Below are 22,770 nucleotides of genomic sequence, written 5' to 3' on the forward strand. Positions count from 1 at the left end.
TTTCCGCCCCCTTCCGATGACTCAAGCATCGGCCAGGCCCCGCTGCCGCCGCCTCCGCTGAACGACCGGTCCTGCACGGCCGGCACTCGGCCGAACGGTTGATACTGGCTGTCCGACTTCCGGCTTAGGCTCCATCAGGTGGGGGAGTCCAAGCGCATCATCTACTGGATCAGGCGGCTCAGCGAGATCGCCATGCTCGGCTGGCTGAGCCTGATGCTGCTGACGGACGTGGCCGTCGCCGTCAGCAACGGCGGCCTCCAGTGGCTCGTCCCCATCAGCGGGGTCGCCGGGGTCACGGCCGTCGTCCTGCGGCGGCAGCACCGTATCGAGGGCTTCGGCGTCATGCTGGCACTGTCGTTCGGCGTCTCCGTCCTCATCAGCGGCACCGGCTTCGCCGGCGCGCCCGGCGCGGCCGAGACCGGCTCGCTGCTCGTCCTGACCATCGGCGTGCTGCGACACGTCGAGCCGGTCAGGCGGGCCGCGACGCTCGCCGTCGTCGCGCTGGTCGTTCTCATGACGGAGGCCATCGGGCGCGACTACCACAACTCGGCCCTCGCCTTCTCGTTCCTGCTGCTCTTCGCCTGGTCGATGACCGCGGGCGTCGGCGGCTACCTCCGCTTCCAGCAGGAGCGGCGGGCGGAGGCCGTCCACTCCGTGCGGCGGGCCGAACGCCTCGAACTGGCCAGAGAGCTGCACGACCTGGTGGCCCACCACATCACCGGCATCGTCGTCCAGGCCCAGGCCGCCCGCACCGTCGCCGAGACCAAACCGGAGGCCGTCCTGCCCGCCCTGGACGCGATCGCCACCTCGGGCACCGACGCGCTCACCTCGATGCGGCGGCTGGTCGGCGTCCTGCGGGCCCAGGACGGAGCCACCAGGACCCCCGGCGTCTGCCTGGCGGACCTGCGCATCCTGGCGGACCGGTTCTCGGTCAACGGGCAGAAGGTCGCGTTCGAGATCGGGCCGGGGCTCGACGACCGCACCCTGCCACCGGAGGTCATGACCACCGTCCACCGGGTGCTGCAGGAGGCCCTCACCAACGTCCGCAAGCACGCGCCCGGCGCCGCCTGGATCGAGGCCGACCTGCGGCGCGACGGCAGGCTGGCCCGGCTCCGCGTCCGCAACTTCGGCTCCGCCTCCGACCCGCGGGTCTCCCGCCTCGGCGGCGGCTTCGGCCTGGTGGGCATGGCCGAACGCGTCGAAGCCCTGGGCGGCCGCCTCTACGCGGGCCCGTCCACGGGGGGCGCCTGGGAAGTGGCCGCGGAGTTCCCCCTTCCCTGACCCTCCTCGCGGCCGGCGGCGAAGCACCGCTCGAACGCGGGCTCGCCGAGCGTGTCGCGGAGGGCGGCCGCGATCCGGTCGACGTCCAGGCGCTCGGAGGGGGGTAGCGGCGCCCCTGTGGCCTCTCGCAGCGCCTCCGCCCTGCCGAGGAGGGTGGCGGCCTGGGCCGGGTCCCCTGACAGCCTCAGCGCGCCCGACAGGCCCTCCAGGGACAGGGCGACCGCCCTCGGGTCGCCGTAGGCCCGCGCGGCCTCGTGGCCGGCGCGCTGCCTGGACAGCGCGGTCTCGGCGTCGCCGCGCTGCTCGGCGGCGAAGCCCAGCTCGGCCAGCACGAACGCGATGCCGGGGGTCCCGCCGACCTGCCGCAGCCAGTCGAGCCACGGCAGCAGGTACTCCTCCGCCCGCTCGTACCTGCCCTGCCGCCTGGCGCTCAGCGCCAGGCCGAGGACGGCGTGCTCCTCCGCAGCCTTGTACGACTGCTCGACCGCCCGCCGCCTGGCCCGCTCGTGGTAGTCGTCGGCCCGCTCGTACTCGCCCGCCAGCAGCGCGATGCGTCCCAGCGCCGACAGCTTGAACGCGACGTCCAGGCCGAGCTCCTCCGCCAGGTACAACGCCTCCTCCCGCAGCCGCTTCGCCTCCGCGTAGTCGCCGCGGATCTCGGCCAGCCTGTCGAGTGAGTCCATCGCCTCGATCTGGCCCCACCCGTCGCCCAGCTCGCGGAAGAGTGCCAGGCTTCGCTCGCCGTCGCGCCGCATCGCGTCCAGATCGCCGCGGACGAGGGCGAGCTTGGCCCGCAGCCCGAGCGCCGCCGCGACGCCCCACCGGTCCCCCAGCTCCCCGTACGCCTCCAGCGCCCTGCCGACGGCCGCCTCATGCCGCTGAAGGTCGCCGTACGCCCAGTGCACATGGCTCAGGAACCAGTCGGCCAGCGCCCGCCCAGAACGGTCCAGCCCGCTCACGCGGACGGGCGGCGCGACCTCCCCGATGCTCAGCACCGTCCCCGCCAGCCACACCGACGCCCTGGCCGCCTCGCTGCCACCCGCGCCCGGCATGCCCGTACCCGCCTGGGCTTCCAGGGCGGCGGCCAGGGACCGGCGGGCCTCGCCCAGCCTGCCACGCAGGAACCAGTACCAGGCGAGCGCGTTGGCCAGGCGCAGCGGCCGCAGCCAGTCCCGCTGGACCCGGAGGGCGCCAACTTCCGGGTCCAGGCGGCGCAGCCAGTCCCGCTGGCGGGGGCCGCGCAGTTCGGCCCGTTCCGCCAGCGCCGTGTAGTAGGACGCGTGCCGCCGCATGATCAGGTCGTGCTCGCCCGCCTCGCGCAACCGCTCCACGCAGTACGCCGCCACGGACTCCAGCAGCCGGTACCGCGGCCCCGGCGTCACCAGGGACCGCTCGACCAGCCGGGCCAGGGCGCCGAGGACGTCCACACCGGGTTCGGCGCAGACCTCCTCGGCCGCCTCCAGCGTGCAGCCGTCGGCGTGCGCGGCCAGCCTCCGCAGGACGATCCGCTCGTGGTCGCCCAGGAGCTCCCAGCTCCAGTCGATCATCGCGCGGAGCGTGCGGTGCCTGGCGGGCGCGTCCCGCATCCCGGAGTTCAGCAGCCGGAACCGGTCGTCCAGCCGGTCGGCCAGCTCCTGGACGCCCAGCGCCCGCGCCCGGGTGGCGGCCAGCTCCAGCGCCAGCGGGATGCCGTCCAGCCGCCTGCAGATCGTCGAGACGGCCTCTCCTGGCTCGACCCCGGCCCGTGCGGCGAACAGCCGCACGGCCGCCGGCTCCGGCAGCGGCGGCACCACCCGCACGTGCTCGCCCGTCACCCCGAGCGGCTCCTGCCCGGTGGCCAGCACCCGCAGCCCGGGAGCGGCCCTCAGCAGCCGCGACACCACCTCCGCCGCCTGCTCGACCAGGTGCTCGCAGTTGTCGACGACGAGCAGCATCCGCTTGCCCGCCAGCGCCCCGGCCAGCCGCTCGGTCAGCGGGACGGAGGCGTCGTCCCGGATACCGAGCACGGCGGCCACCGCCTCCGCCACATCGCCCGCCCCGGCCAGCTCGACCAACCACACCCCATCAGCGAACCCGCCCCCACGCTCCACTGCGCCAACCCCGACCGGCGCCACCCTGGAAGACGCACCCCGCTCACCCGAGGGCCTGTCGGTGGCGGAGGGCGGGCCGGCGGGCCCCGTCGCGGGAGTGGGGGCGGGGGTCGCGAGGGTGCGGGCCGTTTCCAGGGCGAGGCTGGTCTTGCCGACGCCCCCCGGCCCCGTGAGGGTCACCAGGCGCGTGGCGGTCAGCAGGTCGCGGAGGTCCGTGACGTCGGCGTCCCTGCCGATCAGCGGCGCGAGCGAGGCCGGCAGGTTGGTGCGGGACGGCTGGGCGGCCAGCGCCGGGTCCTGCCGGAGGATCGCCTCGTGCAGCCGAGCCAGCTCGGGCGACGGGTCCAGGCCCAGCTCGGACGCCAGCCGCTCGCGCAGCTCGGCGAAGGCGGCCAGGGCGTCGCTCTGCCGTCCGGCCCGGTAGAGGGCCCGCATGTGCAGGCCGTGCAGCCGTTCGCGCAGGGGGTGGCGGACGGCCAGGGAGGACACGTCGACGTCGGCGCCGAGCGCGAGAAGGACCTCGGCCTGCTCTTCGAGGGCCGACAGGCGGCTCTCCTCCAGGTGCGCGATCTCGGGACGGGCCCAGTCCTGGTCGGCGAAGTCGGCGTACGCGGGGCCCCGCCACAGCGCGAGCGCCTCGTCGAGCTGGGCCGCGCGCTCGCGCAGATCGGCGGACCTGCGGTTGACGAGCTGACGGAAGCGGTCGGCGTCGGAGTCGGCGACCTTGAGGCGGTAGCCGGAGGGGCCGTGGACGATCAGCGCGGGGTCTCCGAGGGCGCGCCGGAGCTGGGAGATGCGGGCCTGGAGGGTGCCGACGGGGTTGCGCGAGGGCCGGTCGCGCCACAGGTCGTCGATCAGCCGGTCCACGGAGACGGGGCCGCCGCCGCTGGCCAGCAGGTCGGCCAGGAGCGCGCGGACCTTCGGCTCGGCCACCTCGACCTGCCTGCCGTCGTCCGTCCACACCGCCAGCGGACCGAGCACCCCGAAACGCACCCCGACTCCCACCCCGACTCCCACCACGCCTAGGACAACCCGTAGCCGGCCCGAAGGATTTCCGTAGCGTCCCGCGCCAGGCTGGCGGCCATGACTCAAGTGACAGTGATCGGCCTCGGCCCGATGGGGACGAAGATGGCCGAGACGTTCCTCGCGGCGGGCCACGAGGTGACGGTGTGGAACCGCACGGCGAGCAAGGCGGAGCCGCTGGTCGCCAAGGGCGCCAGGCTGGCCGCCTCGCCCGCGACGGGCGACCTGCTGGTCGTCAGCCAGATCAGCTACCAGGCGATGTACGACAGCCTCGGCGACGCCAGGCTGGACGGGAAGGTGCTGGTCAACCTCAGCTCCGACACCCCCGAGGAGCTGCGCGCGGCCGCCGGGTGGGTGGCGGAGCGGGGTGGCACGCTGGTGACGGCCGGGATCATGGTGCCGCCGCCCGGCATCGGCCAGCCGGGCGCGTACGCCTTCTACAGCGGCCCCAAGGACGTCCTCGACCGGCACGCGGACACGCTGAAGGCGCTGGGCGACATCAGCTACGTCGGCCCCGACCAGGGCCTGGCGATGACGTACTACCAGTCGCAGCTGCTCATCTTCTGGTCCAGCCTGACCAGCTACATGCACGCCATGGCGCTGCTGCGCGCGTCGGGGGTGCCGCCGAAGGACTTCCTGCCCTTCGCCCAGGAGACCTTCACCGGGCTGGGCGGTGACGGCCCGATGGGCTTCGCCAAGATCCTCGCGGAGTGCTTCGAGGCGGGCGTCTACCCGGGTGAGCTGAACTCCCTGCACATGCAGGCGGTCGGCATGGGCCACGCCGTCCACGCGCTGGCGGACGCCGGACTGGAGACCACGGTGCCGGACGCGCTGCGCAGGCTGTTCGAGCGCGCCGACGCCGAGGGACGCGGCCACGAGGGCCTCGGCACCGTGATCGAGTCGATCAGGAAGCCCTAGTGGTTCGCTAGGAAGGCCAGCAGGTCCTGTCGGGTGATGAGCCCGGCGGGCTTGCCGTCTTCCAGCACCACCGCGGCGTCGGCCTTCTCCAGCGCCTGGACCGCGCGCGACACCGGCTCGCCGCTGCCGATCGTGGGCAGCGGCGACGACATGTGGTCGGAGATCGGGTCGTCGGAGGAGAGCTTGCCGTGGTACAGCGCCTCCAGCAGGTCGCGCTCCACGATCGAGCCGACCACCTCGGCCGCCATGACCGGCGGCTCCTCCTTCATGACCGGGAGCTGCGAGACCGAGTACTCGCGCATGATCGCGATGGCGGTGCCGACCGACTCGTGCGGGTGGGCGTGCACGAACTCGGGCAGCCCCTCGCCCTTGCGGGCCAGCACGTCGCCCACCAGCCCCTCTTCTGACGTGGTGGTCAGGAAGCCGTAGTCGGCCATCCAGTCGTCGTTGAAGATCTTCGACAGGTAGCCGCGGCCGCCGTCGGGCAGCAGCACGACCACCACGTCGTCGGGCCCGGCCTCGGCCGCGACCTGGAGCGCGGCGACCACGGCCATCCCGCACGAGCCGCCCACGAGCAGCCCTTCCTCGCGGGCCAGCCTCCTGGTCATGTTGAAGGAGTCCTTGTCGGACACCGCGATGATCTCGTCGCAGATCGTGGTGTCGTACGTGGCGGGCCAGATGTCCTCGCCGACGCCTTCGACCAGGTACGGCCTGCCGGACCCGCCCGAGTAGACCGACCCCTCGGGGTCGGCGCCGATGATCTTCACCCGGCCGCCGGAGACCTCCTTGAGGTAGCGCCCGGTGCCGCTGATCGTGCCGCCGGTGCCGATGCCGGCCACGAAGTGGGTGATCCGGCCCTCGGTCTGCTCCCACAGCTCGGGGCCGGTCGAGTGGTAGTGCGAGTCGGGGTTGTTGACGTTGGAGTACTGGTCGGGCTTCCAGGCGTTCGGGATCTCCCTGGCCAGCCTGTCGGACACCGAGTAGTACGACTCGGGGTGGTCGGGCGCGACGGCGGTCGGGCAGACCACCACGTCGGCCCCGTACGCGCGCAGCACCGAGATCTTGTCCTGCGCCACCTTGTCGGGCACCACGAACACGCAGCGGTACCCCCTCTGCTGCGCCACGATGGCCAGACCCACGCCGGTGTTGCCGGACGTCGGCTCGACGATGACGCCGCCCGGCCGCAGCGCCCCCGACGCCTCGGCCGCTTCGATCATGCGGACGGCGATACGGTCCTTCACGGAGCCGCCCGGGTTGAAGTACTCGACCTTGGCGAGCACCTGGGCGGGCAGGCCCGCGGAGACCTTGTGCAACCGGACGAGCGGGGTGTTGCCCATGAGCTCGACCAGGGAATCGTAAACACGCACCGAGGTGTTCCTTCTTTGCCGAAGCTTGGTCAGCTTGCCAGTGGCCGAGATCCCGTTGGGGTGGCAGGACCTCAGCTAGTTTTCAAGCAAACGCTACCGCCGAGTCAGGTTGAGGAGGGACGTAGATGGTCTGGGCACCGGGGGTGGCGCGCGCCGCGCGGAGGATCGCGACGGCTGCGGCGCTCGGAGGAGGCGGCCTGACGGCTCTCGGAGCCACGGCGTACGGCTTACTGCTCGCGGAGGGCCTGCTCGCGAGGAAGGCGATCGGACGTCCGCACGGCCTGGACGGCCCGCCCTCCGACGGCATCTACGGCGATTACCCCGGAATCCCCCTCAAACTCGTCATGCTGGGCGATTCCACCTCTGTTGGGCTCGGCATGAAGGATCCCGCCAAGACCCCCGCCGTGCTGATCGCGAACGGGCTGGCCTCGGTCGCCGAGCGCCCGGTGATGCTCAGCGTGCTCGGCAAGTCGGGGGCCGCGTCCGCGGAGCTGGTGGAGCAGGTCGACAAGGCGCTGAAGCTGGAGCCCGACGTCGCCATCATCTTCGTGGGCGCCAACGACGTCATCACCCAGACCCCGCCCGCCGTCGCCGTCCGGCACCTGACCAAGGCGGTGCGCCGGCTGAGCGAGTCGGGGGCGGAGGTCGTCGTCGGCACGTGCCCCGATCTCGGGACGATCCGCCCGATCGGGCAGCCGCTGCGCTGGGTGACCAGGCGCTGGAGCCGCCAGCTCGCCGCCGCCCAGACCGTCGCAGTGGTGGACGCGGGCGGCCGTACGGTCGCGTTCGCCGACATTCTGGGCCCCGCATTCGCAACAAACCCGGGCGAAATGTTCGGACCGGATCGTTTCCACCCATCTGACCGAGGTTACGCACAGGCCGCTTACGCGGTGCTACCTTCTGTATGCGCTGCGTTGGGGTTGCGGCCCGAACCGCACCCTGCGCGTGGCGAAGGACTGCAACCGATCTACCTTGCGGCGGCTACGGCCGCGGAGGAGTCCGGCACCGAGGTCTCCGCGACCCGGGTCGCCGGGCGGGCGACCGGCCCCCATGGCAAGTGGGTGACGTTGTTCCGCCGGCGGAACGGGGAGATGCTCAACGACGCCTGACCCCGGTGACCCTCCGAGCCAGAGCCGTCACTCCTCGTCTCTTTGGAGTGGATTGCCCGTGCTCCGCCCTCTCGCGAAACCGGCCCTCGCACTCGCAGGCACCCTCGCCCTGACCGGGTGCTCCGGCAGCGACGCGGCCACAGCCGACTTCCCGACCTGGCAGAACACCGAGATCAACGCGGTCAGCCGCATGGTCGTGGCAGGCGGCGTCGTCACCACCACCTCCATGAAGGCCGACGGCACCCTCGAAACCGTCGCCCTCGACCTCGGCGACGGCCGCAAGCTCTGGGCCCACCCCGCCACGATGGCGGGCAGGCTGTCCGGCATGGGCGTCTCCGCCCCCGCCGTCGTCGAGACCGGCAAGGGCGAGGCCGTCGTGGTCGCGCTCGATCCGTCCAAGAAGGGCCAGTGGAACGCCACCCTGATCGCCCGCGACGCGCGCACCGGCCGGCAGAGGTGGACCAGGCCGATCCACTCGACGTTCGGCCCGCAACGCTGCGGCCCGTACATCTGCCTGCCGGAGCACACCGCGCTGGCCAAGGCCCGCATGGTGGTGCTCGACCCGAAGACCGGCAAGCTGCTCTGGAAGCTGCCCGGCATCGCCGAGGTCGAGTGGTCCGACGCCGAACGGGTCCTGCTGCTACGCCTGGCGTCCCACCCGATGATCGAGTCGTACGACCTCAGGTCCGGCAAGCTGCAGTGGCAGCAGCCCATCGAGCAGGCCCTCGGCCCCGGCATCGACATGTCGGGCGGCTGGGCCTTCGGCGCCACCGGCGGCGACCTCATCGGTTACGTGGCGCCCTACACCAACCCGCAGACGAAGAAGGTCTCCACCTTCGGCCTGTTCTCCCTCAAGATCGCCGACGGCACGATCAACTGGCTGCGCCCCTCCGTGGTGCGCGTCTACCCCAGCGGCAACCCCGGCCTCGCGCCCGTCGTCCGCCCGGTCGACCAGCAGGGGGCCTACGGCGGCTTCGCCAGGCTCGACTCCGCGAGCGGCCGGGTGATCGGCCAGATCACCTCGACGCAGGTTCCCGGCTCCGGCTGGTGGCTGGCCTTCCCCGAGCGCATGGACAAGCTGGGCTTCCTCAAGCACGACACCAAGGGCACCGCCTTCGACCTGACCACCGGCCAGTCCGTCCCGGTCGACGAGCAGCGGGGCTGGTCGTTCTGCGTCACCGACCCGAAGCCGCTTCCCCTGCGCGGGCAGGCCGCCGGCTTCTACTCGGTGGCCGCGCTCTGCGAGTACGACCTCGCCACCGGCAAGCGGGTGCCCACCTCCTCGGCCCCGCCGTCGTGGTTCACGGGCAGCCAGAACGGCTGGCGGGTGTGGCGCGACGAGAAGGGCGCGGTGCACGCCACCGACGACGGCACCGCCACCGCTCCGGGGATGTACGGCTGACCGCTCGCCGGCCTCCTGACAGCACTGAAATATAGTTCTGGTGAGTGCTGACAAAGGAGGGGCCGCCATGCCCGAGGCAGTCATCGTCGCGACCGCGCGTTCGCCCATCGGACGTGCCTTCAAGGGGTCGCTCAAGGACATCCGCCCGGACGACCTGACCGTGCAGATGATCCAGGCCGCGCTGGCCAAGGTGCCGCAGCTCGACCCCGCCACGATCGACGACATCATGCTCGGGTGCGGCCTGCCCGGCGGCGAGCAGGGCTTCAACATGGCCCGCGTGGTCTCGGTGATGCTGGGCCTCGACAACGTGCCCGGCGCCACCATCACCCGCTACTGCTCGTCATCCCTGCAGACCACCCGGATGGCGTTCCACGCGATCAAGGCGGGCGAGGGCGACGTGTTCGTCTCGGCCGGGGTCGAGACGGTCTCGCGATTCGTCAAGGGCAGCTCCGACTCCCTGCCCGACACCCAGAACCCGATCTTCTCCGAGGCCACGGCCCGCACCGCGGCCTTCGCCGAAGGCGGCCACACCTGGCACGACCCGCGCGCTGATGGCGCCGTCCCCGACATCTACATCGCGATGGGCCAGACCGCCGAGAACGTCGCCCAGTTCAAGGGCGTCACCCGCCAGGAGCAGGACGAGTTCGGCGTGCGCTCACAGAACCTGGCCGAGAAGGCGCTCGCCGACGGCTTCTGGCAGAAGGACATCACCCCCGCCACGCTGCCCGACGGCACCGTGGTCAGCAAGGACGACGGCCCCCGCGCGGGCACCACGTACGAGGCCGTCGCGGCGCTCAACCCGGTCTTCCGCCCCGACGGCACGGTCACGGCCGGCAACTGCTGCCCGCTGAACGACGGCGCGGCGGCGGTGGTCGTGATGAGCGACGTCCGCGCCGCCGAACTGGGCATCACCCCGCTCGCTCGCATCGTCTCGACGGGCGTCACCGGGCTGTCGCCCGAGATCATGGGGCTCGGGCCGGTGGAGGCGTCCAGGCAGGCGCTGGCACGGGCCGGGATGGCGATCGAGGACGTCGACCTGGTGGAGATCAACGAGGCGTTCGCCGCCCAGGTCATCCCCTCCTACCGCGACCTCGGCATCGACCTCGACCGGCTGAACGTCAACGGCGGCGCGATCGCGGTCGGCCACCCGTTCGGCATGACGGGGGCCCGCATCACGTCAACGCTGATCAACAGCCTGCAGCACCACGACAAGAGCATCGGGCTGGAGACGATGTGCGTGGGCGGCGGCCAGGGCATGGCCATGATCCTTGAGCGCCTGAGCTGACAGAGGCCGGGCCCCGCGCCTGCGGGGCCCGGCCCTGGGTCCGTGGAAGCATGACGCCGCGCCCGTACCGGAGGCACGGGCGCGGGGATGGATGGGCCTAGATGAAGCCCATGCGGTTACGGCGGTGCCGCTCGTGCTCGTGCACGATCGCGGCGGCGTAGCCGTGCGACAGCCCGTGCTCGTCGGCGAGCCAGTTGGCGCGCTCGTCGCAACGCAGGAAGGACGGGCCGTTGTCGATGGCTAGGAACCACTCTGGGAGTTCGCGCCCCGTTATCGTCGGGACCCTTGCGATCAGCTTCGTCTGCGTCTCCGGTGAGTGGTTCAAGGACATGGGCACCTCCACGGATTAAGGTCCTTTGCTCGACACTGCAACACGGCTTCGCGAATGGCAAGCCCCAAGCTGGGGCCAATTCGTTACCGGACGTAGATTTTCGGTTGCCCAAAGACAGAGAGCCTCGCCGGATCCGGCGAGGCTCTCGATCTTGCGTGCGAGGAGGTCAGTCGCTACTGGTGAAGTAGCTGACGAAGCGCAGCACCTCAAGGTAGATCCATACCAGGCTCAGGGTGAGCCCGAACGCGCACTGCCAGGCGAACTTCTCGGGGGCGCCCTGGCGAACGCCCTGCTCGATCGCGTCGAAGTCGAGCAGCAGGAAGAAGCAGCCGATGAGGATCATCGCGACGCTGAAGATCCAGCCGATCGGCGAGTCGGTGCGCAGGCCGAGGCCGCCGTCGACGAAGATGCCGACGATCAGGTTGACCAGCACCAGGCCGAGGGCCGCGAAACCGGCGGCGACCACGTACCTGACCAGCTTCGGCGTGACCCTGACGACCCGCAGCGCGTAGACGGCGAGGACCGCGCCGAAGGCCAGCGCGGTGCCGAGCACCGCCTGGAGCACGACTCCGTTGAAGACGTAGTCGAAGGTGCGGCTGACCACACCGAGGAAGACGCCCTCGAAGGCCGCGTACGCGAGGATGAGCGCCGGGTTGGTGCTCTGCTTGAACGAGGCGACCAGGCCGAGCACCAGCGCGACCAGGGCCGCCCCGACGGCGAAGGTGCCGGGCACCTTCAGATACCAGGAGACGGCGGCGGTCAGCACCAGCGTGCCGAGGGTGATGAAGCCACGGACGACGACGTCATCGATGGTCATCGCCCGGTACGCGGGGCGGACCGGGGGTGCGTACGACGGGGAGTCGTACATGTGTTGCAGCTGGTCGGGCGTGGGTGCCGGGGGCGCCCAGCCCATGTTGGGCCGTGACCGGCTGAATACGGGGTTCTTGCTCTCCATCGATGCCTCCTGTGCGGCGAGCCTGTTGGACCGGCCGCCACCTAGGTCAACTCACGCCAGATCTGGGATTCGACAACGAACGGGCCGGGCCGGGAGTTCCCAAGGTCAACGGGGCCGTTCTCACTCCCCGTATTGGATGGCGGGCCGTACGTCACAAAGAAGGGCCATAAATAGGTTGCGGTCGTGCCCCCGGCGGGATTCGAACCCGCATCGCAACCCTTTTAAGGGGTTTGCCTCTGCCATTGGGCTACGGGGGCGCCGCAATCATACGAAACGGACCATGCTTCCGAGGAGCACAACTTCGCATCAGGAGTCACAACTGTGAAGTCTGCGGTGAAGTGATAGGGCTCCTGGCGCTCTGTCCAGGAACAACACCCCGTCAAGATGGTCCAGTTGGTGCTGAATGCACCGGGCTTCGTACGCATCGGCCTCGATGGTGATGGCTTCTCCGGTTCCTGGCAATCGTCCGAGGAGCGTGATTCTGGTCGCTCGTGGCACCTCGGCGGTGAGCCCGGCGACCGACGCGCACCCCTCGCGTCCGTCGTGCCAGCGTGCGGCCTGCGTGAGGCGAGGATTGACCACGACGAGCTCGCCGGCCCACGAGCGGGTCTGGGGGTGGCCGCCGGCGTCGAAGGCGATCAGCCGCCAGCTCAGGCCGATCTGGGGCGCGGCCAGGCCGGTGGCGCCCGGCTCGCCGCGCAGGGTGGCGAGCAGGTCGGCGGCGGCGGCCACCACCTTGGGGTCGGTGGGGTCCACCGATTCGGCCTGAGCCGACAGCACGGGGTGCGGAGCGCCCAGGACCTCCCTGGCGGTCCCCTTCACAGCAGATCCGGCTCGACGGGGCGGAAGGTGATGTCCGACTCCAGCCCGGAGCCGACCGCGGCCAGGCTGCGCATGAGCGCGGACACGTCCACGTCCTCGGGCAGCTCCACGTCGGCGATCAGGACGTAGAGCCGGCCGGTGAGCCGCGTGCTCATGCCCGTGATGTTCCCGCCGACCTCGGCGAGCACGGCGCTGATGGCGGAGATGATGCCGGGCCGGTCGGGGCCGTGCACGGTCAGCACGTAGCCGAGGCCGTTCGGCCGGAAGCCGAAGTGGCGGCTGGCCGCCACGGCGGAGGCGGTCACCACCAGGTCGGGGGCGCAGACCTTCTCGATCAGCTCGTCGGCGCTCAGCTCGCCCGACACCAGCAGCATCATCGCGATGTGGCCGCCGAGCAGCGTCATCGTCGAGTCCTGGATGTTCGCCCCGCAGTCAGCGAGCGAGCCGGTGACTGCGGCGATCACGCCGGGCCTGTCCACGCCGAGCACGGTCACCGCTGATAGCCCCACCCGATCGACCCCTTTCTCTCTGTGCCAGGGGTGACCGAGAACCGCCCCGGCGCGAGCGCGCCGGGGCGGTGCCGTTCGTCGACTAGCGGCGCATCGTCGCCACGGCGGCCCTGAAGTCGTTGCGCGGGTGTTCCATCTCGCCCAGGGAGATGGTCTCCCGCTTGAAGAACAGCGCCAGGGTCCAGTCGACGACGACACGGACCTTGCGGTTCAGCGTCGGCACCCGCGACAGATGGTAGGTGCGGTGCATGAACCACGCAGGGAATCCGCGAAGCTTGACGCCATAGACGTTGGCGACCCCCTGGTGCAGGCCCAGTCCGGCCACCGATCCGACATACTTGTGGCGGTAATCGACCAGCTTCTCCCCGCGCAGGTGCCGGACGATGTTGTCGGCCAGCACCTTGGCCTGGCGGACGGCGTGCTGGGCGTTGGGCGCGCAGTACTGACCCGGGTTCGTCACGTCGGGCACCCCGGCGGCGTCGCCGGCGGCGAAGGCGTCCTTGACCCCGGCGATGGTCAGCATGGTCGTGGTCTTGATCCGGCCGCGCTCGTCGAGCGGCAGGTCGGCGTCCTTGACGACCGGGCTGGGCTTGACCCCGGCGGTCCAGACGAGGGTCTCGGCGTCGAACTCCGAGCCGTCGGAGAGCACGACGTGGCCGCCCTCGCACGACTCCAGCCGGGTCTCCAGCTTCACCTCGATGCCGCGCTCGCGCAGCTGCTCCAGAGTCCACTTGCCCATCTCGGGGCCGACCTCGGGCAGCACCCGGTTCGTCGCCTCCACCAGCACCCAGCGGATGTCCGAGGGCCTGATGTTGCGGTAGTAGCGGGTGGAGTGCTTGGCCATGTCCTCCAGCTCGGCGAGCGCCTCGACGCCTGCGAAGCCGGCGCCGACCACCACGAACGTCAGCGCCCTGCGGCGCACCTCGGGGTCCTCGGTCGACTCGGCCACGTCGAGCAGGTGCAGCACCCGGTTGCGCAGCGCGATGGCCTCGCCCACGGTCTTGAAGCCGATGCCGATGTCGGTGAGGCCGGGGATCGGCAGCGTCCGCGAGATCGACCCCGCGGCCATCACGATGACGTCGTAGGCCACCTCGCGCGGCTCACCCTCCGCGGGCTGGAAGGCGACGGTCCGCGCGGAGTGGTTCACCTTGGTGACCGTGCCGTTGAGGATCCGCACCCTCGGCAGGATCCGCCGCAGCGGCGCGACCACGTGTCGGGGCGACAGGTTGCCCGCCGCCGCCTCTGGGAGGAACGGCTGGTAGGTCATGTAGGACTGAGGGTCGATGATGGTGATGCGTACGGAGCCGTCGCGCAGCTCGCCGCGGAGCCTGTGCTGGAGCCGGAGCGCCGTGTAGAGGCCGACGTAACCACCGCCGACGATCAAGATGTGCTTGTTCATCTTGAGGCCCACCCCTCGTGGAGCTTGTGAAAGCATTCACAAGCCTACGCCAGATGGGTCCGGAAACGCCAATGCGGGGGCCATGCAACGCGTCACACCGCCAACTCCCTGGCTCTGGAGAAGAGCTCGTCGAGCATCTCGGCGGTCACCTTCCCGGTGAACGTGTTCTGCTGGCTCGGGTGGTAGCAGCCCAACAGGGTCACCGGCGCTCCCCCGTACTCGACGCCGACCTCCGCGCCGTGCCCGAACGGCGGCCTGCTGCGCGGCAGCACGTACCCCGCGTCCCTGAGCGCGGGCCAGACGGCCTGCCAGGCGTACCCGCCCAGCGCCACCACCACCCGCACGCTCGGCGCCACCAGGGCCAGCTCCCGCGACAGCCACGGGAAGCAGGCGGCCCTCTCCTCCGTGGTGGGCTTGTTGGCGGGTGGCGCGCACCTCACCGACGCCAGCACCCGCGCGCCGATGAGCCGCTGGCCGTCGCCGGCGTGCGTGCTCGTCTCCTGCGCGGCCAGCCCCACGCGGTACAGCGAGGCGAACAGCCAGTCGCCGCTGCGGTCGCCGGTGAAGATCCGGCCGGTCCTGTTGCCGCCGTGCGCCGCCGGGGCGAGGCCCACGAGCAGGACGCGCGGCCGCTCGTCACCCCAGCCCGGAACCGGCCGGCCCCAGTACGTCTCGTCCATGAACGCGCGCCGCCTCACCTCGGCGACGTCCTCCCGCCACTCCACCAGACGCGGGCAGGCACGGCAGACGGACTGCCTGGCCGTGAGCTCCGCGAGGGTGCCGCTGGTGGCGGCGAGACGGCGCACGTCCACGGGGTCGTGGGCGACCGGGGTGTCAGCGGTCGCGGGGTCGCCGGGCCAGCCGGTGCCAGGAGGTACGAAGCTCATGACACCGATGCTGCCCGATCACCGGGACTTCAACGGCGTCGGCACCGGCGACGGGCTCTCCACTGGCTTGACCGGCGGGGCCTCCGTCGGGATGACCGCCGGGCAGCTCGACGGGGCGAGCGCGGTGGTCGACTCGTCCACGCCCTCGTCGGCGACCAGCGGGAGCGGGTAGCGGTTGAGAATCGGCTCGCCGCACGAGCGGTCGACCTTGTACCCGTGGAACTCCGGGTTGGTGGTGACCGGCTTGCCGTCCTGGTCGTAGAGGTAGACGTCGGTCAGCGGGGTGCCGTCCTTGGCGTACGGCTTGATGTTGTAGACCTCGTCGCCGGGCGACGACACCGCCGCCATGGTCACCTGCGGAGAGTCGGAGGAGTTGTAGGTGTCGAGCCGCGCCGAATCCTTGGCCATCCCCATCATCCCGCCGATCAGTGCCAGCGTGGCGACCGCGTTGACGGCCACCACGAACGGCAGCAGCATCCGCCCACGCGCCCGGCTGCCGAACCAGACCGAGACCCAGACGCCCACCCCTGCCACGACCCACTCCAGCAGGTTCTTCGGCACGAGCCTGCCGTTGTAGACCGCCGAGAGCACGAGCATGGCCAGCAGGTAGCCGCGCAGCACCCACCACCCGGGCCGCAGGTCAGGCAGGAAGGCCACCAGACGGCTGTAGGGCGCGGAACGCAGCATCAGCACGTGCAGGGCCGCCACCCGCTCCCGGATGCGGACACGGCCCCGCTGCCGGCTCGACGGCCGGCCCCCGTAGGCGGCCACGAGCTCCTCCGCGTACGTCTCCGGCGGCCCGAGCCGCTCCTCCAGCGGAACGTCCGACTCGGCCGCGATCTCGGCCAGGTGGTCGTCGAGGTCCTCCAGCAACTCCTCCCGCTCGGGGTGATCCGCGAGAGCATCCCGGACGGCCTGTGCGTACTCGTCGGGCGTGGTCATGCGTGCCCCTCCTTGAGCAGGGAATCCATCGTGGCTGCGAACGAGGCCCAGGTCTTGGCCGACGAGGCGTACATGCTCCGGCCGACGTCGTTGAGCCCGTAGTACTTGCGGTGCGGCCCTTCGTCGGAGGCCACCACATAGGAGTTGAGCGCTCCCGCCTTGAACAGGCGGCGCAGTGTGCCGTACACCGACGCGTCGCCCACGTCGTGCAGGCCGGCCTCCCTGAGCCTGCGCACGACGTCGTAGCCGTAGCCGTCGCGCTCGTTGAGCACGGCCAGCACGGCCAGGTCGAGCACGCCCTTCAGAAGCTGGCTGCTATCCATGCATGCACACTACTGTGCAAAGCGTAGTACCGGCAACAAGAAACCGGGTGGCGCCCGAAGGCACCACCCGGTTCAGTGCGAACTGTTCAGCCCATTCAGGCTGTTCAGGCTGTTCAGGCCTTGGGCGGGCAGGTCACCGAGAAGGTGGACGCACCCGAGGACACATTGTCCGGGCTGAACACGACGAGCTGAACGGAGCCGGTGGTCTCCGAGGCACCCTGGGTGCCTCCGATCCCCCAGGTCACGTCCACGCTGCCGTTGACCTGACGCTCCAGGTCGGGCATCTCGCGCTTGCCGTTGACCACCCAGTAGTACTTGACGGTGGTCGGGGCGGAGCTGGAGATCGTCGCCTTGAAGTCGACGCCGGGGCCACGCCCGTCGGCGCACATGTTGTTGCGCTGACCGGCCACGGCCACGGACGAGACCGTCACCGTGGGCTTCGGCGCCTCGCACGCGGCGTAGGACTGCGTGATCGAGTCGCTGTTGTTCGGCCCGAAGACCGTCAGCGTGACCTTGCCGCCCTTGGTGGCATCGCCGGTGAGCACGCGGTCCGGCAGATTGATGGTCTCGGAGCCGCGGTCACGGAGCACGCTCTCGCCCCTGAGGACGGAGTCGCCGTTCACCGACCACACCCAGCGGACCCGCGCGGGGCCGGTCGAGCTGAGGGTGGCGTGCGCGCCGACCTTGCAGCCGTCGTTGTTGGTGCCGGTCACCAGGCTGGAGACCGAAACCCTGCCGGACGGAGCTTCGGACTTGCACCAGACCTTGTAGTAGGCCCGGTTGGACGAGGTGCGGTCGGGGCCGAGGATCTCCAGGACAGCCGAGCCGCGCTGGCTGTGGCGCGGGGAGAGGCCGAAGGCCACCTTCCGCGTGTTCCACACCTTGACCCGGCCGTAGTCGACGACGTCACCGTTGAGCACCCAGCGGTACCTGACCCAGGTCGGCTGGTCGGTCTTGATCAGACCAACGAAGTCGATCTTGTCGCCAGGAGTACACGGGCCGACGTACGAGTCGGGGTTCGCCCAGGCGCGGGCGGAGATCGACACGTCCTTGTCGTTGTGGCTGTTGCCGATGTCGACGCAGGAGACCGAGAAGTAGCCCTTCTTGGACGTCACCTTGCGCGGACCGAGGACCTGGATGGCCTCCCAGCCCTTGACGTCGTCCTTGAAGGACAGCGTCTCGCTGACCTTGATGGACTTGGTCCCGTGGCCCTTGAGCTTGACGACCTTGACCTTGCCCTTGGACCCGTCACCGTGGAGCCAACGGTAGGCGAGTTCGGTCTTGCCCGAGAGCTTGACCTTGATCGTCGACGAGATCTTGACGTCGACGGGGCAGGACCCCTGGTAGTCGCCGCTCGACGCCTTGGGCGTGGAGACCGAGACCTTGGTCTTCGCCTTGGCGGACGTGGCCGGGGTGGCCTTGGCCGCCGAGGACGTCGTCGCCGCCTGGGCGGAGCCGGCCATCAGCCCCGTCACCATGGCGGCCAGCACGGCGGTGGAGGCGCCGAACGCCGCCGCCTTACGTGCTAACACAACGGACTTCATGTGAGAGTGCTCCATTCCGTGAGGGAAAAGACGCGCTCGGGAACGGTCGCCACGCCGGCACCTTCCGTGCACGGCAATATGGCAAAGCCCCCGCAATGCTCCTTTACCTAACCATAAAACTGATTGCACACTCAACACGGCCAAACACCGGAAATGTCCAGATTTAGCGACTTTTCTGATCGATAGACAGGGCAATGCCGTCGAGGATGTCGTGTTCGCTGACCACGACCTGCGAAAACGCAAAACGCCTGACGATACGGTCCAGAATCAGCGCCCCCGCGCCAATCACGTCGACTCGCCCGGGATGCATGACGGGTATCGCGGCTCGCTCACCATGGGTCATCGCGAGCAGCCTCCGCGTCACCTCGTGAACCTGCTCGGCGCTGACCCGCGAGTGATGAATCCGCTCCGGATCGTAGGCGGGCAGCCCGAGCGCGATCCCCGCGATCGTCGTCACGGACCCCGCCAGCCCCACCAGAGTGTGCGCGTCGCCCACCGGCACCGCCTCAGCCACGCTGTCGAGCGCGGCCTCGATGTCGGCCACCACCGCCTCCAGCGCCGCCGCCGACGGCGGGTCGCCCGCGTCGCGCAGGTGCCGCTCGGCCAGCCGGACGCACCCGATGTCGACCGAGAGCGCGCCGTAGACGTGCTCGGAGCCGACCACGAACTCGGTCGAGCCGCCGCCGACGTCGACGACCAGGTACGGCGGCAGCGGCCCCTCCGGCATGCCGGTCTCGGGCGACAGCCGGGCCAGCCCCTTGGTCGCCCCCTCGAACGAGAGCTCGGCCTCCTCCGCGCCGCTGATCACCTCCGGCTCGACCCCGAAGATCTCGCGTACGCCGTCGACGAACTCGTGCCGGTTGGCCGCGTCGCGGGTCGCGCTGGTCGCCACCACCCTGGTGGCGCTCGCGCCGTGCCGGTCGATGAGCTCGCGGTAGCCGCGCATGGCGGCGAACGTCCGCTCCAGCGCGTCGGGTGCCAGCCGGCCGGTGCGGTCGACGCCCTGGCCCAGCCGGACGATCTCCATCCGGCGCTCGACCTCGACCAGCTCCGCGCCGCCGAGGTCGGCGACGAGCAGGCGCACCGAGTTGGTGCCGCAGTCGATGGCGGCTACACGCATGGCCCGTCGCTCCACCACTCGGGGAGGGCGTCGAGCGCCTCCCGTCCGATCGGGTTGGCGCCGGGCACGGCCAGCTCGTGCGCGACGAGCGCGTGCAGGCACTTCACCCGGTGCGGCATGCCGCCGGTGCTCTGCATGTCGGGCGGCAGCGGGGCCATGCCCTCCTCCTGGGCGGCCTTGTCGCGCCTGGCGAGGTAGTCGTCGTGCGCGGCCTGGTAGGCGGCGGCCAGGTCGGGGTCGGTGGCGAGCCTGGCCTGCATCTCCCGCATCAGGCCCGACCCTTCCAGCGTGCCGATCGCGGAGGCCGCCTTCGGGCAGGTCAGGTAGTACAAGGTGGGGAACGGCGAGCCATCGGGCAGCCGTGGCGCGGTCTCCACCACGTCGGGGTTGCCGCACGGGCAGCGGTGAGCCACCCCGCGCAGCGCTCTGGGCGGGCGCCCGAGCTGCCGCTCGACCGCCTCCGCGTCGCTACTTTCCAACAGTCTCTTTCTCCCCTGTGCCCGCTCGCTGGCCGTGCCCGGTGTCGGCGGCCTGAACGGACTGCCACAGTGTCTGGTACCAGGGCGGAGGCTCGACCGGCTGCTTCACGGCCGCCTGGCTGGTGCCCGGGTCGGAGTCCATCACCACGAAGCACTTCTCGCCCGGCCCGCAGTAGTGCAGCTGCTCCTTGGCCGTGCGCTTGATCCAGTTCGGGTCGCGGATCTGCTGCGCCTGCCTGAGCAGCTCCTGCCGCTCGGCCTCCACCCCCGCCCGCTCCTCCTGAAGTGCCAGGATCGCCCGGCGCTGGGCGATGTACTCGCGCACAGGGTAGGCCAGGCTCATCGCGATCGCGCACACCACGACCGCGAGAATCGCGGCCCGTCCGGTCAGCTGCGGTCTCTTCGCCAATGCCGTACACCCCCCAATGTCCGCTTCTGTACGGCTTGCGGCGGATGCGCGCCGCAAGCCGTACCCGAAACTAGCGCTGGAAGCGCGGGAAAGCCCCGCGACCCGCGTAACGGGCGGAGTCGTCGAGGATTTCCTCGATACGCAGCAGCTGGTTGTACTTGGCCACGCGGTCGGAGCGGGCCGGGGCGCCGGTCTTGATCTGACCGCAGTTCACCGCGACGGCCAGGTCGGCGATGGTGGTGTCCTCGGTCTCGCCGGAACGGTGGCTCATCATGCACCGGTAGCCGCTGCGGTGGGCCAGCTCGACGGCGTCGAGAGTCTCCGACAGGGTGCCGATCTGGTTCACCTTGACGAGCAGCGCGTTGGCGGTGCCCTCCTTGATGCCGCGCTCCAGCCGCTCGGGGTTGGTGACGAACAGGTCGTCGCCGACGAGCTGGACCTTGTCGCCGAGGGCCTCGGTGATGGCCTTCCAGCCCTGCCAGTCCTCCTCGTCGAGCGGGTCCTCGATGGAGACGAGCGGGTAGGCCTCGACCAGCTCGGCGTAGAAGGCGATGAGCTCCTGCGCCGACAGGCCCTTGCCGTCGATGGTGTAGACGCCGTCCTTGTGGAACTCGGACGCGGCCACGTCCAGGGCCAGCGCGATGTCCGCGCCGGGGGTGTAGCCGGCGCGCTCGATGGCGACCAGGATCAGGTCGAGGGCGTCGCGGTTGGACGGCAGGTTCGGGGCGAAACCGCCCTCGTCGCCCAGGCCGGTGGCGTACCCCTTCTCCTTCAGCACGCTCTTGAGCGCGTGGTAGACCTCGGTGCCCATGCGCACGGCCTCGCGGAACGACTCGGCTCCGATCGGCGCGATCATGAACTCCTGGATGTCGACGTTGGTGTCGGCGTGCGCGCCACCGTTGAGGATGTTCATCATCGGCACGGGCAGCACATGCGCGTTCGGCCCGCCCACGTAGCGGAACAGCGGCAGGTCGGCGCTGTCGGCGGCGGCCTTGGCCACGGCCAGCGAGACGCCCAGGATGGCGTTGGCGCCCAGCTTGGCCTTGTTCGGCGTCGCGTCAAGATCGATCATGGTCTGGTCGACGATGCGCTGGTCTTCGGCCTCGACGCCGTGGATCTCGTCGAAGATCTCGTCGGTGACGGCGAGCACGGCCTTCTCCACGCCCTTGCCGCCGTACCTGTCGCCGCCGTCGCGCAGCTCGACGGCCTCGAACTGACCGGTGGACGCGCCGCTCGGCACGGCCGCGCGGCCACTGCTGCCGTCGTCGAGGACCACCTCGACCTCGACCGTCGGGTTACCCCGGGAGTCGAGGATCTCGCGAGCGTAAACGACCTCGATGGTAGCCACGGGATGCGCTCCTAAATCGAAAGGCAATATGCCTTCAGAGCCTATCGGTACGGCTACCGGGTCAGTTCGAGGCTCCAGACCCGCATCTTGCCGCCGACGCTCGCGACCGCGGCCTGCTTGCCCTGCACGACGCCCACGGCCAACGCGGTGACCTTGCTGTCGTCGGAGTCCGGCAGCAGCGCCTCCTCCGGCTCGCAGGTCGCCGCGTCCCACACCTGCAGGCCGTGCCCGGCGCCGACGACCAGGCCGCGGCCGTTCGCCTCCGCGACGGCCACGTCGGTGAGACCAGGGGCTGCGATCCTGCAGGTGAGCTCGCCGCTCTGGTAGTCGTACAGGTCCGCGCCCGCGCCCCGGACGGCGACGGCGAGCGGCTGGCCGGAACGTGCGGCCACCCGCAGGACCTCGCCCCGCGTGGGCAGGCGGGCGTCCTTGACCCTGCCCCACGGGTGGAACAGCTGGGCTCCGCCGCCTGACGTGCTGACGGCGACCGTCCCGCTCTCCGGCGCGGCCAGGCCGGTGATCGGGCGGCCGGTCTTGAAGAACCTGCCGGACTTCTTCCCCGTCCGGAGGTCCCACGGCTGCACCATCCCGTCGGCGCAGCCGACCACCGCGGCGGGGCCCTCGGCGCGCCGCACGATCGTCAGGCGCGCCTCGCTCCGGCACGCGGCGAAAGCGTCGAGCGGCCGTTCGCCCTTCGGGAACCAGTGCCACACCTGGCCGTCGCCGCTGGTCCAGGCGAGCGAGGTCGTGCCCGCCGGGATGACCTCGCCCGTGCTTGCCGGAGCGGCCGAGCTCGTGCCGGCGGCCTCACCCGGCCATTCGACGAACTCCAGCGAGGCGACGTCCTTCGCGGCCTTCGGCGTGGTGGCCAGGCGCTTGCCGGTGACGGGGTCCCACAGCTCGACGCCCCTCCGGCCGCCCGCGGCCACCACCGTCCTGCCGTCCAGCTCGCCCACGGCGAGCGCGGTGACAGGCTCGCCGCCGCCGAACACGGGGCCGAACTGCTCGGCGAAGGCGGGCTGCGCCGCTCCGGGCGACCCTCCGGCGGCCACCTGCCCGTTACGCCACAGCAGGCCGATCGTGACGCCGCCGACCAGCAGCACGCTCACTCCGCCCGCCACGATCGCGCGACGGCCGCGGACCGCTGCCGTGACAGGGGTGCGTGCCCGAGCCGGGCCGACGACTGGGCGCGCCGCCGTGGAACGAGCGAGCGCCGGGTCCGTGCCG

Annotated in this window: 21 protein-coding genes and 1 tRNA gene; 5 read left to right on the forward strand and 17 right to left on the reverse strand. The window is 70.9% G+C overall.

What is annotated here, in order from left to right; translation table 11 throughout:
* Positions 1-138: 138 nt before the first annotated feature.
* The gene (locus tag ABZ297_RS30350) at positions 139-1,281 is read left to right on the forward strand and encodes a histidine kinase (RefSeq protein ID WP_355352933.1); all 1,143 of its coding nucleotides are present in this window, start codon (positions 139-141) and stop codon (positions 1,279-1,281) included.
* Here the strand turns inward: ABZ297_RS30350 and ABZ297_RS30355 are convergent.
* Positions 1,221-4,388 carry a BTAD domain-containing putative transcriptional regulator gene (locus ABZ297_RS30355; RefSeq protein WP_355352935.1) on the reverse strand — a complete coding sequence of 1,056 codons (3,168 nt, stop codon included), beginning with the start codon at positions 4,386-4,388 and terminating at the stop codon, positions 1,221-1,223. The genes ABZ297_RS30350 and ABZ297_RS30355 overlap by 61 nt on opposite strands.
* Before the next feature lie 66 nt (positions 4,389-4,454).
* Between ABZ297_RS30355 and ABZ297_RS30360 the strand changes: the two genes are divergently transcribed.
* Positions 4,455-5,312, forward strand: coding sequence for an NAD(P)-binding domain-containing protein (locus tag ABZ297_RS30360; protein WP_355352938.1), 858 nt, complete (start codon positions 4,455-4,457; stop codon positions 5,310-5,312).
* Here the strand turns inward: ABZ297_RS30360 and ABZ297_RS30365 are convergent.
* Positions 5,309-6,679, reverse strand: a complete 1,371-nt coding sequence (locus ABZ297_RS30365) for a cystathionine beta-synthase (RefSeq protein WP_355352941.1) — start codon at positions 6,677-6,679, stop codon at positions 5,309-5,311. The genes ABZ297_RS30360 and ABZ297_RS30365 overlap by 4 nt on opposite strands.
* A gap of 125 nt (positions 6,680-6,804) precedes the next feature.
* On the opposite strand from ABZ297_RS30365, the gene ABZ297_RS30370 reads away from it, so the two are divergent.
* From ABZ297_RS30370 to ABZ297_RS30380, 3 genes are all read left to right on the forward strand, one after another.
* Entirely contained in the window at positions 6,805-7,788 is a 984-nt protein-coding gene (locus ABZ297_RS30370) for an SGNH/GDSL hydrolase family protein (RefSeq protein WP_355352944.1), read from the forward strand.
* Between the two features lie 58 nt (positions 7,789-7,846).
* A complete protein-coding gene (locus tag ABZ297_RS30375) occupies positions 7,847-9,190 on the forward strand; it encodes a PQQ-binding-like beta-propeller repeat protein (RefSeq protein WP_355352947.1) in 1,344 nt (447 codons plus the stop codon).
* 67 nt (positions 9,191-9,257) lie between these two features.
* Positions 9,258-10,475 (forward strand): acetyl-CoA C-acetyltransferase, encoded by a 1,218-nt coding sequence (locus ABZ297_RS30380; protein ID WP_355352950.1) that lies wholly within the window; start codon positions 9,258-9,260, stop codon positions 10,473-10,475.
* A gap of 97 nt (positions 10,476-10,572) precedes the next feature.
* Here ABZ297_RS30380 and ABZ297_RS30385 read toward each other — a convergent pair whose 3' ends face one another.
* The 15 genes from ABZ297_RS30385 to ABZ297_RS30455 all read right to left on the reverse strand — a co-directional run.
* Positions 10,573-10,806, reverse strand: coding sequence for a DUF4287 domain-containing protein (locus ABZ297_RS30385; RefSeq protein WP_350807575.1), 234 nt, complete (start codon positions 10,804-10,806; stop codon positions 10,573-10,575).
* Positions 10,807-10,972: 166 nt separating this feature from the next.
* The gene (locus tag ABZ297_RS30390) at positions 10,973-11,761 is read right to left on the reverse strand and encodes a Bax inhibitor-1/YccA family protein (protein ID WP_355352953.1); all 789 of its coding nucleotides are present in this window, start codon (positions 11,759-11,761) and stop codon (positions 10,973-10,975) included.
* A 184-nt stretch (positions 11,762-11,945) separates the two neighbouring features.
* Positions 11,946-12,018: transfer RNA gene (locus ABZ297_RS30395), tRNA-Leu, on the reverse strand.
* 49 nt (positions 12,019-12,067) lie between these two features.
* Positions 12,068-12,583, reverse strand: coding sequence for a peptide deformylase (locus ABZ297_RS30400; RefSeq protein WP_355352956.1), 516 nt, complete (start codon positions 12,581-12,583; stop codon positions 12,068-12,070).
* Positions 12,580-13,092: an ACT domain-containing protein gene (locus ABZ297_RS30405; protein ID WP_355352959.1), complete on the reverse strand. Its 513-nt coding sequence runs from the start codon at positions 13,090-13,092 to the stop codon at positions 12,580-12,582. Before ABZ297_RS30405 ends, ABZ297_RS30400 begins: the two co-directional genes overlap by 4 nt.
* An 82-nt stretch (positions 13,093-13,174) precedes the next feature.
* On the reverse strand, positions 13,175-14,491 hold the full coding sequence (locus ABZ297_RS30410; RefSeq protein WP_355352962.1) for an NAD(P)/FAD-dependent oxidoreductase: 1,317 nt from the start codon (positions 14,489-14,491) through the stop codon (positions 13,175-13,177).
* Positions 14,492-14,583: 92 nt separating this feature from the next.
* Positions 14,584-15,378, reverse strand: coding sequence for a uracil-DNA glycosylase (locus ABZ297_RS30415; protein ID WP_355352965.1), 795 nt, complete (start codon positions 15,376-15,378; stop codon positions 14,584-14,586).
* Between the two features lie 18 nt (positions 15,379-15,396).
* Positions 15,397-16,320, reverse strand: coding sequence for a hypothetical protein (locus tag ABZ297_RS30420; protein WP_355352968.1), 924 nt, complete (start codon positions 16,318-16,320; stop codon positions 15,397-15,399).
* A complete protein-coding gene (locus ABZ297_RS30425) occupies positions 16,317-16,643 on the reverse strand; it encodes a PadR family transcriptional regulator (RefSeq protein ID WP_355352971.1) in 327 nt (108 codons plus the stop codon). The genes ABZ297_RS30420 and ABZ297_RS30425 overlap by 4 nt, the downstream gene beginning before the upstream one ends.
* Positions 16,644-16,756: 113 nt before the next feature.
* The gene (locus tag ABZ297_RS30430; RefSeq protein WP_355352974.1) at positions 16,757-18,187 is read right to left on the reverse strand and encodes a hypothetical protein; all 1,431 of its coding nucleotides are present in this window, start codon (positions 18,185-18,187) and stop codon (positions 16,757-16,759) included.
* Positions 18,188-18,350: 163 nt separating this feature from the next.
* Positions 18,351-19,307, reverse strand: coding sequence for a Ppx/GppA phosphatase family protein (locus tag ABZ297_RS30435; protein ID WP_355352977.1), 957 nt, complete (start codon positions 19,305-19,307; stop codon positions 18,351-18,353).
* Positions 19,298-19,789: a DUF501 domain-containing protein gene (locus tag ABZ297_RS30440; RefSeq protein WP_355352992.1), complete on the reverse strand. Its 492-nt coding sequence runs from the start codon at positions 19,787-19,789 to the stop codon at positions 19,298-19,300. The genes ABZ297_RS30435 and ABZ297_RS30440 overlap by 10 nt, the downstream gene beginning before the upstream one ends.
* Positions 19,776-20,195: a septum formation initiator family protein gene (locus tag ABZ297_RS30445; RefSeq protein ID WP_355352980.1), complete on the reverse strand. Its 420-nt coding sequence runs from the start codon at positions 20,193-20,195 to the stop codon at positions 19,776-19,778. The genes ABZ297_RS30440 and ABZ297_RS30445 overlap by 14 nt, the downstream gene beginning before the upstream one ends.
* Positions 20,196-20,265: 70 nt before the next feature.
* Positions 20,266-21,543, reverse strand: coding sequence for a phosphopyruvate hydratase (gene eno / locus ABZ297_RS30450; RefSeq protein WP_355352983.1), 1,278 nt, complete (start codon positions 21,541-21,543; stop codon positions 20,266-20,268).
* Between the two features lie 53 nt (positions 21,544-21,596).
* Positions 21,597-22,770: WD40 repeat domain-containing protein (locus ABZ297_RS30455; protein ID WP_355352986.1), on the reverse strand; the 1,174-nt coding region annotated here is incomplete at its 5' end.

This window comes from Nonomuraea sp. NPDC005983 (assembly GCF_040614375.1).
In the GTDB taxonomy this organism is placed as follows: domain Bacteria; phylum Actinomycetota; class Actinomycetes; order Streptosporangiales; family Streptosporangiaceae; genus Nonomuraea.